Annotated in this window: 18 protein-coding genes; 12 read left to right on the forward strand and 6 right to left on the reverse strand. The window is 71.3% G+C overall.

Going from position 1 to position 13,713, the window contains the following annotated elements; translation table 11 throughout:
* Positions 1 to 39 precede the first annotated feature (39 nt).
* A complete protein-coding gene (locus QRX60_RS49960) occupies positions 40 to 744 on the forward strand; it encodes a TetR/AcrR family transcriptional regulator (protein WP_285998471.1) in 705 nt (234 codons plus the stop codon).
* Here the strand turns inward: QRX60_RS49960 and QRX60_RS49965 are convergent.
* The 3 genes from QRX60_RS49965 to QRX60_RS49975 all read right to left on the reverse strand — a co-directional run bounded on the left by QRX60_RS49965 (position 741) and on the right by QRX60_RS49975 (position 3,371).
* Complete coding sequence (locus tag QRX60_RS49965) at positions 741 to 1,661, reverse strand: NADP-dependent oxidoreductase (RefSeq protein WP_285998472.1); 921 nt, start codon at positions 1,659 to 1,661, stop codon at positions 741 to 743. The genes QRX60_RS49960 and QRX60_RS49965 overlap by 4 nt on opposite strands.
* 61 nt (positions 1,662 to 1,722) lie before the next feature.
* Positions 1,723 to 2,940 carry a radical SAM family heme chaperone HemW gene (gene hemW / locus QRX60_RS49970; RefSeq protein ID WP_285998473.1) on the reverse strand — a complete coding sequence of 406 codons (1,218 nt, stop codon included), beginning with the start codon at positions 2,938 to 2,940 and terminating at the stop codon, positions 1,723 to 1,725.
* A 14-nt stretch (positions 2,941 to 2,954) separates the two neighbouring features.
* Positions 2,955 to 3,371 (reverse strand): VOC family protein, encoded by a 417-nt coding sequence (locus QRX60_RS49975; RefSeq protein ID WP_285998474.1) that lies wholly within the window; start codon positions 3,369 to 3,371, stop codon positions 2,955 to 2,957.
* Between the two features lie 77 nt (positions 3,372 to 3,448).
* On the opposite strand from QRX60_RS49975, the gene QRX60_RS49980 reads away from it, so the two are divergent.
* The 10 genes from QRX60_RS49980 to QRX60_RS50020 all read left to right on the forward strand — a co-directional run bounded on the left by QRX60_RS49980 (position 3,449) and on the right by QRX60_RS50020 (position 11,402).
* Positions 3,449 to 4,024 carry a TetR/AcrR family transcriptional regulator gene (locus tag QRX60_RS49980; RefSeq protein WP_285998475.1) on the forward strand — a complete coding sequence of 192 codons (576 nt, stop codon included), beginning with the start codon at positions 3,449 to 3,451 and terminating at the stop codon, positions 4,022 to 4,024.
* A gap of 61 nt (positions 4,025 to 4,085) precedes the next feature.
* The gene (locus QRX60_RS51760) at positions 4,086 to 4,172 is read left to right on the forward strand and encodes a putative leader peptide (protein ID WP_408630299.1); all 87 of its coding nucleotides are present in this window, start codon (positions 4,086 to 4,088) and stop codon (positions 4,170 to 4,172) included.
* A gap of 106 nt (positions 4,173 to 4,278) precedes the next feature.
* Complete coding sequence (locus QRX60_RS49985; RefSeq protein WP_285998476.1) at positions 4,279 to 5,973, forward strand: nitrite/sulfite reductase; 1,695 nt, start codon at positions 4,279 to 4,281, stop codon at positions 5,971 to 5,973.
* Positions 5,970 to 6,125, forward strand: a complete 156-nt coding sequence (locus tag QRX60_RS49990) for an Insertion element protein (protein ID WP_285998477.1) — start codon at positions 5,970 to 5,972, stop codon at positions 6,123 to 6,125. The genes QRX60_RS49985 and QRX60_RS49990 overlap by 4 nt, the downstream gene beginning before the upstream one ends.
* Positions 6,122 to 6,817, forward strand: a complete 696-nt coding sequence (locus tag QRX60_RS49995; protein ID WP_285998478.1) for a phosphoadenylyl-sulfate reductase — start codon at positions 6,122 to 6,124, stop codon at positions 6,815 to 6,817. Before QRX60_RS49990 ends, QRX60_RS49995 begins: the two co-directional genes overlap by 4 nt.
* Positions 6,818 to 6,837: 20 nt before the next feature.
* On the forward strand, positions 6,838 to 7,758 hold the full coding sequence (gene cysD / locus QRX60_RS50000) for a sulfate adenylyltransferase subunit CysD (protein ID WP_285998479.1): 921 nt from the start codon (positions 6,838 to 6,840) through the stop codon (positions 7,756 to 7,758).
* A complete protein-coding gene (locus QRX60_RS50005) occupies positions 7,758 to 9,020 on the forward strand; it encodes a sulfate adenylyltransferase subunit 1 (protein WP_285998480.1) in 1,263 nt (420 codons plus the stop codon). Before cysD ends, QRX60_RS50005 begins: the two co-directional genes overlap by 1 nt.
* Positions 9,017 to 9,754 (forward strand): sirohydrochlorin chelatase, encoded by a 738-nt coding sequence (locus tag QRX60_RS50010; RefSeq protein ID WP_285998481.1) that lies wholly within the window; start codon positions 9,017 to 9,019, stop codon positions 9,752 to 9,754. The genes QRX60_RS50005 and QRX60_RS50010 overlap by 4 nt, the downstream gene beginning before the upstream one ends.
* A 163-nt stretch (positions 9,755 to 9,917) precedes the next feature.
* Positions 9,918 to 10,547: a cyclase gene (locus QRX60_RS50015; protein ID WP_285998482.1), complete on the forward strand. Its 630-nt coding sequence runs from the start codon at positions 9,918 to 9,920 to the stop codon at positions 10,545 to 10,547.
* 87 nt (positions 10,548 to 10,634) lie between these two features.
* Positions 10,635 to 11,402 (forward strand): enoyl-CoA hydratase family protein, encoded by a 768-nt coding sequence (locus tag QRX60_RS50020; RefSeq protein WP_285998483.1) that lies wholly within the window; start codon positions 10,635 to 10,637, stop codon positions 11,400 to 11,402.
* A 160-nt stretch (positions 11,403 to 11,562) separates the two neighbouring features.
* Here the strand turns inward: QRX60_RS50020 and QRX60_RS50025 are convergent, their stop codons facing one another.
* Genes QRX60_RS50025 through QRX60_RS50035 form a run of 3 tightly spaced genes read right to left on the reverse strand, consistent with a single transcriptional unit; the run spans position 11,563 to position 12,613 of the window.
* A complete protein-coding gene (locus QRX60_RS50025; protein WP_285998484.1) occupies positions 11,563 to 11,931 on the reverse strand; it encodes a barstar family protein in 369 nt (122 codons plus the stop codon).
* Positions 11,928 to 12,398 (reverse strand): ribonuclease domain-containing protein, encoded by a 471-nt coding sequence (locus QRX60_RS50030; RefSeq protein ID WP_285998485.1) that lies wholly within the window; start codon positions 12,396 to 12,398, stop codon positions 11,928 to 11,930. The genes QRX60_RS50025 and QRX60_RS50030 overlap by 4 nt, the downstream gene beginning before the upstream one ends.
* A gap of 11 nt (positions 12,399 to 12,409) precedes the next feature.
* Positions 12,410 to 12,613: a hypothetical protein gene (locus QRX60_RS50035; protein WP_086676857.1), complete on the reverse strand. Its 204-nt coding sequence runs from the start codon at positions 12,611 to 12,613 to the stop codon at positions 12,410 to 12,412.
* 59 nt (positions 12,614 to 12,672) lie between these two features.
* On the opposite strand from QRX60_RS50035, the gene QRX60_RS50040 reads away from it, so the two are divergent.
* A complete protein-coding gene (locus tag QRX60_RS50040) occupies positions 12,673 to 13,638 on the forward strand; it encodes a quinone oxidoreductase family protein (RefSeq protein WP_285998486.1) in 966 nt (321 codons plus the stop codon).
* Positions 13,639 to 13,713 lie beyond the last annotated feature (75 nt).

Below are 13,713 nucleotides of genomic sequence, written 5' to 3' on the forward strand. Positions count from 1 at the left end.
CTACATACGAACAATGTTCGCGTCAAGTACAGTGTTCGCGTGACCGTTCCCCCACCGCCGTGGCGCAGCACCCCGCGCCGCCGTGCCGCGAAGCCCGCGCTCTCGCAGGAGCTCGTCGTGAAGACGGCGCTGGCGATCCTGGCCGAGGAAGGCCTGGACGCGGTCACCATGCGGCGGGTCGCGCAGGAGCTGGAAACGGGACCGGCGTCGCTCTACGCGCACGTGGCCAACAAGGACGAGCTGGCGGAGCTGATGCTCGACGCCGTGCTCGCCGAAGCGCCGATCCCGGAGCCGGACCCGGCGCGCTGGGACGAGCAGGTCAAGGAGCTCGTCCGCGGCCAGATCCGGGTGATGGTCGCCCATCCCGGCATCGCCCGGGTGGCGTGGGACATCGCCGTGCCCGTGACGCCGAGCTCGCTGCGGCAGGGCGAGGCGATGCTCGCCCTGCTGCGCGCGGGCGGCCTGACCCTCAAGCAGGCGACGTTCGCCGGCGACGCCTTGGCCCTCTACGCCAAGGCGTACGCCTACGAAGCGAGCGGCTGGACGTGGGGCGACATCGACGAAGCCGAGACGGCGAAACGCGGCGAGCAGATGGTGGCGTACATGCGGTCACTGCCCCCGGACGCGTTCCCGAACATGCTGCACATCGGCGAGTTCTTCTCGGCCGAGACCGCGACCGAACGCCTCGAGTTCGCCCTCGACGTCTACCTCGCCGGCCTGAAGGTCCTGGCAGCGAAGAACTAGGGGCGCAGGACGATCTTGCCGCGCGTGTGCCGCTTCTCCAGCTCGCGGTAGGCCTCGCGCACTTCGTCCAGCGGGTAGACGCGCGCGATCGGCACGTCCAGGAGTCCCTTGCCCACCAGCAGGCTCAGCTCCCGCAGCACCTCGGCCGACGCTCCCGCCATGTTGCCATCGGTCTTCACGTTGTACTTGGCCGCCGCCTCGTAGTCGATGATCGTGTCGATCCGCCCGGGGTGGATCCCCAGGTGCAGCGCCAGGTCCACGTAGCCGGAGCCGAAGGTGTCGACGAACGCGTGCACACCGTCCGGCGCCGCTTCCTTGATCCGGTCGAGAACGCCGTCGCCGTAGGACACCGGGATGACGCCGAACTCGCGCAGCCAGTCGTGGTTCGCTTCCCCGGCCAGGCCGATCACCGTGGCCCCGGCCAGCTTCGCGAGCTGGACCGCCAGCGATCCGACGCCGCCGGCGGCGCCCGAGACGACGACCGTGTCGCCCTCACGCGGGCACACCGCGGCCACCGCGGCGTAGGCGGTGGTGCCGGCGACGAACAGCGCACCGGCGGCCTCCCACGACACCCCGTCCGGCCGCGGAGTGAGGTCCGAAGCCTCCGCCACGACGTGGTCCGCGTGGCTCGAGCGCGTGTGCACGAAGCCGATCACCTCGTCGCCGACCGCGATCTCCTCGACGCCGTCGCCGAGTTCCGCGACGACGCCGGCGAAGTCGCTGCCCTGCCCGGACGGGAACGTCGCCGGCCAGCGCTCGTGCAGGAACCCCCGCCGGATGGCGGCCTCGCCCGGGTTGATCCCGGCGGCGCGGACCTCGACGAGCACCTGCCCCCGTCCCGGTGCCGGCCGCGGGACGCTCTCCACCCGGAGGACGTCCACGTCGCCGTACTCGTCGAACCTGATCGCGCGCGCCATGGGCCCTCCTCGAAGTCGTTGCTCGATACAAGCAACGACCGGGTCCGGCGATTTAATCCCGTCAGCCCGCCAGGCGCCGGACGACGCCGTCGGCCAGCAGCCGCCCGCGGTCGGTGAGCACCGCGCGGCCCCGCGAGTCCAAAGCGGACGGATCGAGCAGGCCTTCGGCCGCCGCCGCCCTGGCCTCCGCGAGGCCCGGCTCGTCCAGCACGTCCAGCGGAAGTCCTTCGGCGACGCGCAGTTCGAGCATGATCCGCTCGAGGTGCTGGTCGTCGTCGGTGAGCACCTCGCGCCCGCCCGCGGGCGAGTCGCCGGCGGCCAGCAGCGCGGCGTAGCGCGCCGGGTGCTTGACGTTCCACCAGCGCACGCCGCCGACGTGACTGTGAGCGCCCGGCCCGGCGCCCCACCAGTCGTCGCCGCGCCAGTAGCCGAGGTTGTGGCGGCAGCGGGCGGCGTCGGAGGCCGCCCAGTTCGACACCTCGTACCAGCGCAGCCCCGCCGCCGACAGCGTGGCGTCGATCATCTCGTAGTCCGCGGCCAGCACGTCGTCGTCCGGCGCGGGCAGCTCGCCGCGGCGCACCCGGCGGGCCAGCGCCGTGCCCTCCTCGACGATCAGCGCGTACGCCGACACGTGGTCGACGCCCGCGGCCAGCACGGCGTCGAGCGTCGCGAGCAGGTCGTCCGGGCGCTCGCCGGGCGTGCCGTAGATCACGTCGAGGTTCACGTGCTCGAACCCGGCCGCGCGCGCCTCGGCGGCGGCCTTGCCCGGCCGGCCCGGGGTGTGCACGCGGTCGAGGATCTTCAGCACGTGCTGCGCGGCCGACTGCATGCCGAGCGAGACGCGCGTGTACCCGGCTTCGCGGATCCCGGCGAAGAACTCCGGCGACGTCGACTCCGGGTTCGACTCCGTCGTCACCTCCGCGCCGGGAGCGAGCCCGAAGACGTCGCGGACGGCGCCGAGCACCGAGGCGAGACCGTCGGCGCCGAGCAGCGACGGCGTCCCGCCGCCGACGAACACCGTGTCGGCGGCGGGCGGCACGACCAGCACGCGTGCGGCGAGCTCCAGCTCGCGCCGCAGCCCTTCGAGCCACGACTGCGGCGACGAGCCGGAGTCGAGCTCGCCCGCGGTGTAGGTGTTGAAGTCGCAGTAGCCGCAGCGCGTCGCGCAGAACGGGACGTGCACGTAGACCCCGAACGTTCTGCTGCCGAGCCCCTTCAGCGCGCTGTCGGGCAGCGCCGGGTCGATCGGGGTGGCGGGGTCGGAACGCAGCACGGGCACCCCCCGATTGTCCCTTACGACGCCGGGAGGTTCGCCGCCGCCCAGTCCGGGTCGGGCGCGATCATCTCGATGACGTCGAGCAGCACACCGTTGGGATCCGCGAGGTAGAAGTGCCGCTGTCCGTACAGCTCGTCGACGACCGGCGTGACCAGCTCCACACCCGCCGCCACCAGTCGCTTCGCCTCGGCCGCGGCGTCGTCGACGACGAGCCCGAACATCAGCCCCGACGTCTCCGGCGCGCGGTAGGCCGGCGGGACCGACTCGTGCCCGCGCTGCACGAAGCTGATTTCGTAGCCGGGCGCACCCGCGTTGATGCTGGCGAACCAGTCCAGCTCGACCGTGACCGGCAGCCCGATCACGTCCCGGTAGAAGCGGGTGGTCGCGGCGACGTCGTCGACCAGGTACCCCGCCCCGAAACCCTTGACCTGCATCCCCAGTTCCTCTCGTTCAAACCACTCTATCTGTAGTACTCTAACCATAGTGGTTTGAAGCGGGCAAGGAGGAACGGGTGCGGCAGAACACCGAACGGCGGACCGCCCTGACGGACGCGGCCATCGAGGTCCTCGCCCGGGACGGCGCGCGCGGGCTGACCTACCGCGCGGTGGACACCGAAGCCGGCGTGCCGCCGGGGACGACGTCGAACTACTTCCGCGACCGCGACCAGCTGCTGGCCGAAGCCGGTGAGCGCGTGCACGTCCGGCTGTCCGCGCCGGAGGAGGTGGTGGCCGATCCGCGGGCCGAAGAGCCCTCGACCGGCCGGGTCGCCGCGCTGCTCGGCGACCTGATGACCCGGCTGACCACCCGCCGAAGCTCCTACCTCGCCCTGCTCGAACTGCGCCTGGAAGCGAACCGGCGCCCCGGGCTGGCGGCGGCGCTGACCTCGACCGTCCGGGAGAGCTTCGAGCTCAGCGCGGGCTTCCACGAAGCCGCGGGACTGCCCGGCGGGCGGGACGAGGTCCTGCTGCTCTATCTGGCCCTGACCGGCCTGACCGTCGAGCGGTTGACATTGCCGGAAGCTTTCGCCGAGTACTCGGACGCGCAGGTCGTGGGCCTGCTGGTCGACCGCATTCTCCCAGGCGGGTGACCCTGCTCCCAGTATTCGGGCAAGCTTGGATCACATCGTGGACGCGTGGCACGCTGACGCCGTGACTCGTGCCGGTGTTCTCCTCGTGGCCCGCCGCCACGTCGACCTCCTGCGGGTCGCCAGCGCCCTCTGCGTACCCGTTCGCTGACTCACCGATCGCCACCACCTGCCACGAACCTGGACAGCCGGCGTCGGAGGAAACCCGCGAGCCGGTGGTCCTCCGCTGCCACGAAAGCCTCTCGGAGGACGCCGCCATGGCCACGCCCACGCGCCAGACCCCCGCCCGCCCAGCGCGCGCCAAGCAGAAGCGCGGCGAGGGGCAGTGGGCGCTCGGTTACCGGGAGCCGCTGAACCCGAACGAGCGGTCGAAGAAGGACGACCACCCGCTCAACGTGCGGGCGCGGATCGAGAACATCTACGCCCACCGCGGGTTCGACGCGATCGACCCGGGTGACCTGCGTGGCCGGTTCCGCTGGTTCGGCCTCTACACCCAGCGCAAGCCGGGCATCGACGGCGGCCGCACCGCGACGCTGGAGCCCGAAGAGCTCGACGACCGCTACTTCATGCTGCGCGTCCGGCTCGACGGCGGCGTGCTGAGCACCGAGCAGCTCACCGTGCTCGGCGAGATCTCGCAGGCGTACGCGCGCGACACCGCCGACATCACCGACCGGCAGAACATCCAGTACCACTGGATCCGCATCGAGGACGTCCCGACGATCTGGGCGAAGCTCGAGAACGCCGGCATGACCACGATGGAGGCCTGCGGCGACAGCCCGCGCGTCATCCTCGGCTCGCCGGTCGCGGGCATCGCGGCGGACGAGGTCATCGACGGCACCCCGGCGATCGACGAGATCAAGCGCCGCTACATCGGCAAGCCCGAGTTCGCGAACCTGCCGCGCAAGTTCAAGACCGCCGTCTCCGGCCAGCCCGACGTCGCGCACGAGATCCACGACGTCGCCTTCGTCGGCGTGGACCACCCGGAGCACGGCCCCGGCTTCGACGTCTGGGTCGGCGGCGGCCTGTCCACCAACCCGATGCTCGGGCAGCGCCTCGGCGCCTGGGTCCCGCTCGACGAGGTGCCCGACGTCTGGGAAGGCGTCATTTCGATCTTCCGCGACTACGGCTACCGCCGGCTGCGCTCGCGGGCCCGGATCAAGTTCCTGGTCAAGGACTGGGGCGCGGAGAAGTTCCGCCAGGTGCTGCAGGACGAGTACCTCGAGCGTGAGCTGATCGACGGCCCGCCGCCGGCCGACCCGGCCGTCCCGATCGACCACGTCGGCGTGCACCCGCAGGTCGACGGCAAGTTCTACCTCGGCGCGGCACCGATCGCCGGCCGCGTCTCCGGGGGCACCCTGGTCGCCGTCGCCAAAGCCGCCGAGCGGGCCGGGTCCGGCCGCGTCCGGCTCACCCCGCAGCAGAAGCTGGTCGTGCTCGACGTCGCGAAGGAGCAGGTCGAGACGCTCCAGGCGGAGCTGGCCGAGATCGGGCTGGAGACGAAGCCGTCGCCGTGGCGGCGCAGCGTGATGGCCTGCACCGGCCTGGAGTTCTGCAAGCTCGCGATCGTCGAGACGAAGGCCCGCGCGCAGCAGCTCGTCGCGGACCTGGAGAAGTCGCTCGCGGACATCCAGGACGGCCTCGACACGCCGGTCACCGTGCACCTCAACGGCTGCCCCAACTCCTGCGCGCGGATCCAGACCGCGGACATCGGCCTCAAGGGCCAGATCGTCACCGACGCCGACGGCAACCAGGTCGAGGGTTTCCAGGTGCACCTCGGCGGCGGGCTCGGCCTCGACGCCGGGTTCGGCCGGAAACTGCGTGGCCACAAGGTGACTTCGGGCGAGCTGACCGGGTACGTCGAGCGCGTCGTGCGCAACTACGTCGCCGGGCGCGAACCCGGCGAACGGTTCCCGCAGTGGGCCGCGCGCGCCGAGGAAAGCGCCCTGCAGTGACTTCCCCCGAACGCGCGGTGCCCTACCACTGCCCGTACTGCGGCGACGAGGACCTGCGGCCGGAAGAGAACGGCGGCTGGCTGTGTTCGGCCTGTCGCCGGGTTTTCTCGGTCAAGTTCCTCGGCCTGTCCCTTCCGGAGGTTTCCCGATGACCGCCACCGCCGACTACAAGACCCTCGCCGAGCGCGCTTCGAAAGAACTCGCCGACGCCACCGCGGACGAAGCGATCCGCTGGACCGTCGAGACGTTCGGCGACGACTTCATCGTGGCGTCCAACATGCAGGACGCCGTGCTGATCGACCTCGCCACGAAGGTGAAGTCCGATGTGGACGTTCTCTTCCTGGAGACCGGCTACCACTTCCCGGAGACCATCGGCACGCGGGACGCCGTCCAGACGGTCTACCCGGGCGTGAAGATCGTCAACGCCCAGGCCGGGCAGAGCGTCGCCGAGCAGGACGCGGAGTACGGCGAGAAGCTGCACGACCGCGACCCGGCGCTGTGCTGCAACCTCCGCAAGGTCGTGCCGCTGCGCAAGACCCTGGCGAACTACTCGGCGTGGGTGACCGGCGTCCGCCGCGTCGACGCGCCGACCCGCGCGAACACCCCGATCGTCACCTGGGACGACCGCAACGGCCTGGTGAAGGTCAACCCGATCGCCGCGTGGACCGACGACGAGTTCAACGGCTACATCCGCGAGCACGGGATCCTCGAGAACCCGCTGGTGTCGATCGGCTACCTGTCGATCGGCTGCGCGCCCTGCACGGCCCGCGTGGAGCCGGGCCAGGACCCGCGCAGCGGCCGGTGGGCGGGTCAGTCGAAGACCGAGTGCGGACTGCACGGCTGATGTCAGACACCGAGGGACGCATGACAACACTGGAACCCGCTACCGATGCGGCACAGGACAACTTGGCCGCGCTCGAATCCGAGGCCATCCACATCTTCCGCGAAGTGGCAGGCGAGTTCGACCGGCCGGTGATCCTCTTCTCCGGCGGCAAGGACTCGACGCTGCTGCTGCACCTGGCGATCAAGGCGTTCTGGCCGGCGCCGGTGCCGTTCCCGCTGCTGCACGTCGACACCGGGCACAACTTCGACGAGGTCATCGAGTTCCGCGACCGGGTCGTCGAGCGCCACGGCCTGCGCCTGGTCGTCGCGAAGGTCCAGGACTGGATCGACGACGGACGGCTCGAGGAGCGCGCGGACGGGATGCGCAACCCGCTGCAGACCACGCCGTTGCTCGACACCATCTCGGAGAACAAGTTCGACGCCGTGTTCGGCGGCGGCCGCCGCGACGAGGAGCGCGCCCGGGCGAAGGAGCGGATCTTCAGCCTCCGCAACGCCTTCGGCCAGTGGGAACCGCGCCGGCAGCGGCCCGAGCTGTGGAACCTCTACAACGGCCGGCACCGCCCGGGCGAACAGGTCCGCGTCTTCCCGCTGTCCAACTGGACCGAGGCCGACGTCTGGAACTACATCGCCCGCGAGAAGGTCGAGCTGCCGTCGATCTACTACGCGCACCAGCGCGAGGTGTACCTGCGCGACGGGATGCTGCTGGCCGAAGGCCCGTGGGGCGGCTCGCGCCCCGGCGAAGAGGTCCGCGAGCTGACCGTCCGCTACCGGACCGTCGGCGACGGGTCGTGCACCGGGGCGATCGAGTCCACCGCGACCACCGTCGAAGACGTCATCGCCGAGGTGTCGGCGTCGCGGCTCACCGAACGCGGCGCCACCCGCGCCGACGACCGGATGTCCGAGGCGGCCATGGAAGACCGCAAGCGTGAGGGGTACTTCTGATGAGCTCGCTGCTTCGCCTGGCCACGGCCGGGAGCGTCGACGACGGCAAGTCCACTTTGGTCGGCCGGCTGCTCTACGACACCAAGTCGGTGCTCGCCGACCAGCTCGACGCGGTCACCCGCGCGTCCGTCGACAAGGGACTGTCCACTCCGGACCTGTCCCTGCTCGTCGACGGCCTGCGCTCGGAACGCGAGCAGGGCATCACCATCGACGTCGCGTACCGGTACTTCGCCACGCCGAAGCGGTCGTTCGTGCTGGCGGACACGCCCGGGCACGTGCAGTACACGCGCAACACGGTGACCGGCGCGTCGACCGCGCAGCTGGCCGTGCTGCTGGTCGACGCGCGCAAGGGCGTCATCGAGCAGACCCGGCGACACGCGGCGGTGCTGGCCCTGCTGGGCGTGCCGCAGCTGGTGCTCGCGGTGAACAAGATCGACCTGGTCGACTACGACGAGGCGACGTTCACCGTGATCGCGAAGGAGTTCGCTTCGCACGCCGAAACGCTGGGGTACCCCCAGGGCTCGGTGCTCGCGATCCCCGTGTCGGCGCTTGAGGGCGACAACGTCGCGACGCGCTCGGAGCGGACACCGTGGTACAGCGGCCCGAGCCTGCTGGAGCACCTGGAGGACGTGCCGGTCGCGCCCGACCCGCACGACTCGGCGCTGCGCTTCCCGGTGCAGTACGTGATCCGCCCGCGCACCCCGGAGTACCCGGACTACCGCGGCTACGCGGGCCAGATCGCCGCGGGCACGGTCCGCCCGGGCGACGAGATCGTCGTGCTGCCGCAGGGCATCCGCAGCCGCGTCGAGCGCATCGACACCGCCGACGGACCGCTCGAAGAGGCCGGCGCCGGGACTTCGGTGACGCTGCTGCTCGCCGACGACATCGACATCTCCCGCGGCGACCTGATCGCCGCCGCGGACGCGCCGCCGCGGATCACCGACGAGATCACCGGCACGCTGTGCTGGCTGTCGTCGAAGCCGCTCAAGGCGGGTGCGCGCGTGCTCGTCAAGCACGGCGCCCGCACGGTGCAGGCGCTGGCCGGCGAGCTGCACGCGCGGTTCGACGAGCAGGCACTGTCCAGTGTGGACGCTCCGGCCACGCTGGAGCTCAACGACATCGGGCTCGTCACGCTGCGGCTGGCCGAGGAGCTGGGCGTCGACGACTACGGCGTCAGCCCGCGCACCGGCGCGTTCCTCGTGATCGACCCGAAGGACGGCGACACCCTCGCCGCGGGCCTGGTGGGTGAGCGCTTCTCGTGACGCCACCCCTGGTCGCCGTCGCGCACGGCAGTCGTGATCCCCGCTCGGCCGCGACCGTGCGGGCGCTCGTCGACGTCGTGCGCGCGCAGGCGCCGGGGCTTTCGGTGCACGAGTCCTTTCTGGACCTGTCCTCACCCCGCGTCACGGACGTGCTGCGCTCGTTGTACGCGTCGGGCCACCGGACGGCGATCGTGGTGCCGCTGCTGCTCGGCAGCGCGTTCCACGCGCGGGTGGATCTGCCGGCGCTGATCGACTCGGTGACGGCGGAGTGCCCGGGCTTCCGCGTCCAGGTGTCGGACGTGCTGGGTGCCGACCCCGCGCTGCAAGCGGTGGCCCTTGACCGGTTGGCTTCCGCGCCTCGCCGGCGCGGGACGGGCGTGCTGCTGAGCGCGGTGGGCTCGTCGAACGCGTCGGCCAACGCTGTTGTCGCTTCCCTGGCCGCACGCTGGGAAGAGCGGCTGGGCTTTCCGGTGAGCGAGACGTTCGCTTCCGCGGCCCAGCCGGACATCCCCGCGGCCGCCGCCCGGTTGCGCGCCCGCGGCGTGCGGCACCTGGTCGTGGCGTCGTGGTTCCTCGCGCCGGGCCTGCTGCCCGACCGGATCGCCCGGCTGGCCCTCGAGGCCGACCCCCGGGCGTTCATCGCGGAGCCCCTGGCCGACGACCCGCGCGTCGCCGACGTCGTCATCAGCCGGTACGCCACCGCGGTGAGCGGACTGCTCCGCCAGCGCGTCTAGCTGCCGGCAACACCGCCAAAAGGCGAGTCTTATTCACATTTGCGGTCACCCTGCGCGCATGGCAACGGTAAATCCTTGACGCGCTAGTTAACTTGCCGGTAACTCTCTAAGCGCTGCGCGGCTTTCTTTCCTCCCCTCCAAAACCGCAGGTAGGTGGATACAGATGAAAGCGCTTCACTTTTCCTGGCTGGCTGCCCTGACGGCGGCCGCGGTCCTTCCGATCGCCCTCGCCGCCCCGGCTTCGGCGGCCACCACCATCGCCTTCGACTGCCAGGCCAACGCACCGATCGTCGGGCCGCAGCAGGTGTCGCTCAACCAGGACGCCGACGTCACCGCGCCCGCCACGGTCGCGCCCGGTGGCGCGTTCGACGTCGTCATCGACCCGGCACCGAACACGGTGCCGAGCCAGGTCAGCGGGAACACCGTCAAGAACATCAACACCTTCGCGCTGAAGTTCCCGATCCCGGCGAACTCGACCTACGTCGGCGCCGACCTCACCGGCGGCTCCGGCCTCGGCTCGACCGCACCCACGATCGCCGTCGCGAACGGGGTCGCCACCTTGAGCTTCCCCGGCCCGATCGCCGGGGGTGCCACCTTCGAACTGCCCACCGTCACCGCCCACCTGACCGCCGGCCAGTCGGGCACCATCGAGACGAAGCTGTCCGGCACCAGCTACAGCGACCCAGGCCTGACCTTCAAGGCCGTGGCGGGCACCATCATCGGCGACATCACCGCGCCGACGGCCTGCTTCCCCAACCCCAGCCCGGTCTTCACCACGACGACGATCGGCTGACCGTCCGGGCCACCCCGTGGGGCCCACACCCACGGGGTGGCCCGCGTAACAGCGGCGGCGCGCGGCGAGTGTGCAAGGGTGTCGGTCATGGCTGACGAACTGGTGCACTACGACGTGGTGGGCGGCACCGCCACGATCACCCTGGACTCCCCGCACAACCGCAACGCGCTTTCGGCGCAGCTGCGCCGCGAACTGTCTTCCTCGCTGGCCGCCGCGGCGGCCGACGATGCCGTGCGGGTGATCGTGCTGACCCACACGGGCCCGGTGTTCTGCGCGGGGATGGACCTCAAGGAGGCTCGCGGCGCCGGCGCGGGCGACCAGGGCGTGAACGAGTTCCCGAAGATCCTCGAGCAGCTGTGGACCAGCCCGAAGCCGGTGGTCGCCCGCCTGGCCGGCCCCGCCCGGGCAGGCGGCATCGGCATGGTGGCGGCGTGCGACATCGCGGTGGCCGTGCCGGAAGCGACGTTCGCCTTCTCGGAGGTCCGCATCGGCGTGGTCCCGGCGGTCATCTCGCTGACGGTCCTCCCCCGGCTGAACACCCGCGCGGCGCACGAACTGTTCCTGACGGGCGACACGTTCGACGCGCGCCGCGCGGTGGAGATCGGCCTGCTGAACTCCGCGACCTCCGATCTCGACGCCGAAGTGGCCCGGTTCGTCAAGGCGCTGGCGGCGGGCGGGCCGAAGGCGCTGGCCGAGACGAAGGCACTGCTGAGCCGCCCCCGCCCGGCGACGCCGTCGGAGGGGTTCGAGGAGATGCTCGGGCTGTCGGCGAAGTTCTTCGCGAGCGAAGAAGGCCAGGAGGGCATCCTGGCCTTCGCCCAGAAGCGCAAGCCGAACTGGGTCCCCCAGGACTGAACCGCCCCAATGTGGCGTTGGTTGCGTCCCACGCACCCAATGTGGCGTTCGGTGCGCCCCACGCACCCAACGCCACATTGGGGCGCTGCTGCCGAAGGCCACTGCCGAGCGCGACCGCCCCCGGCCGGTCATCCGCACGGTCAAGCCCGCGGGACGCCGCTCAGGCGTCCGGCAGCACGACGGTGAGCCGCCACGAACCGGCGCTGCGCCCGCTCGGGCCGAGCGCGCGCTGCGCGTCGGAGAGCACGCTGCGGATCGCCAGGTACGTCTTGGGTTCGGCCTTGCGCAGCGCGTCCGAGCCCGGCCAGATCAGCACGTGCTCCCCCGGCGGCAGCCAGGAAAGGTCGGTCAGGCAGTCGTACAGCGCGTCGAGGTTGTGGCCGAAGTAGTCCGGAAAGGACAGTGCGGCGGCGAACGCGCTCAGCGTGCTGGCCTTGTCCACGGTCGGGTGCGAGTTCACCAGGTGCGGGTACGCGCCCCGGCCGAAGGCCTCTTCCGCGGCGGCCTTCGCCTGCTCCGAGGCGCTCATCGGGCCGGGTCCACGACGACGAACGACGCGTAGTGGTCGCCGGTGTAGTACAGCTCGTGCGCCTGCCCCGTGATCAGCCGCCGCGCGCCGCGGTCGGCACTGCCCGGGGTCTTCACGGTGTACTCGTGGTAATAGCCGGACTTCTTGCCGGGCAACCGCTTCTCGCGGTTCTCGAACACGACGTCGTCGTTGCGCGGGTACGGGTACGGCCCGCCCTTTTCGATCAGCTTCCACGTGTCCCCGGCCTGCGGGGGCAACGCCGAGAGCGCCTTGACCGGCAGCCCGGAGTCCGCGCCCGGCACGGCCGCACCGCCCTTGGCCGGCGCGCTCGCCGACGTGCCCGGCGTGCCGCTCGGGGCAGGGGTCGCCGGGGAGCCGTCGCTGACGACGTCCTTGACCAGCCAGCCCCCGAGAACCAGCACGAGGAGCCCGATCAGGGCGGCGGTGATCCGCCTTCGGTTGAACATGGTGCGCCAGCCTAGGACGGGGTGTCGGAGCGGTCGTCGTCACGCCCGGGCGCGAGCCGGCGGGCGAACAGCCCGACGAGCTTGTCGAGAACCCACGCGGCGGCCAGGCACAGCGGCACGACGACCACCATGACCAGCACGAACTGGACCGGGAACCAGGCCTGGGCGAGCCACAGCTCGACCCCGTCCCACCAGTCGGCAAGCCCGTTGAACACGGTGTGAGCCTACGCGCGCTCTGCTGCCCCCGCGTGCCAGGGGCGGTACGTTGCAGGACATGTTCGCCGTGTACGCGCAGGAACCCAACGCCGACAGCCCCCTGGACTCGCTCGTCGTCGGCGAGCGACCCGAACCCGATGTGCCGGACGGCTGGGTCCGCGTGCACGTCAAGGCGGCCAGCCTCAACATGCACGACCTCTGGACGCTGCGGGGTGTGGGGATCAAGCCCGAGCAGTTCCCGATGATCCTCGGCTGCGACGGCGCCGGGACCCTCGACGACGGCTCCGAGGTCGTGCTCCACTCCGTGATCAACGCGCCGGGCTGGCAGGGCGACGACACCCTCGACCCGAAGCGGACGCTGCTCACCGAGAAGCACCAGGGCACCTTCGCCGACCAGGTCGTCGTGCCGGCCCGCAACGTCGTCCCGAAGCCCGCCGCGCTCAGCTTCGCCGAGGCCGCCACGATGGGCACGGCGTGGCTGACCGCCTACCGGATGCTCTTCGTGAAGTCGGGGCTGCGGCCGGGCCAGACGATGCTGGTGCAGGGCGCCTCCGGCGGCGTCTCGACGGCGCTGGTGCAGCTCGGCCGCGCGGCCGGGTTCCGGGTCTGGGTGACCGGCCGCAGCGAGGAGAAGCGCGCGCTCGCTTCGAGCCTCGGCGCCCACCAGACGTTCGAATCGGGCGCCCGGCTGCCCGAGCGCGTCGACGCCGTGTTCGAGACCGTCGGCAAGGCGACCTGGTCACATTCGGTCAAATCGCTCAAACCGGGCGGGATCATCGTGGTCTCCGGCTCGACCAGCGGCCCCGACGCGAACGCGGAGCTGCAGCGCGTGTTCTTCCTCCAGCTGCGCGTCGCCGGGTCGACCATGGGCACCCGCGACGAGCTCACGGACCTGCTCGCCTACCTCGACCTGACCGGGGTGCGACCCCAGATCGGCGCCGAACTGCCCTTCACCGAGGCCCCTAAGGGGTTCCGGGCGATGCTCGACGGCGACACCGCCGGCAAGATCGTCTTCACCCGCTAGAGGGCCGCTGAGCTGGGCGGATCACCTTGTTCCGCCCGGCTCGCCATCTGGTGAATCTCTAACGTACTCAGTTCG

The organism is Amycolatopsis mongoliensis (assembly GCF_030285665.1).
Taxonomy (GTDB): Bacteria; Actinomycetota; Actinomycetes; order Mycobacteriales; family Pseudonocardiaceae; genus Amycolatopsis; species Amycolatopsis mongoliensis.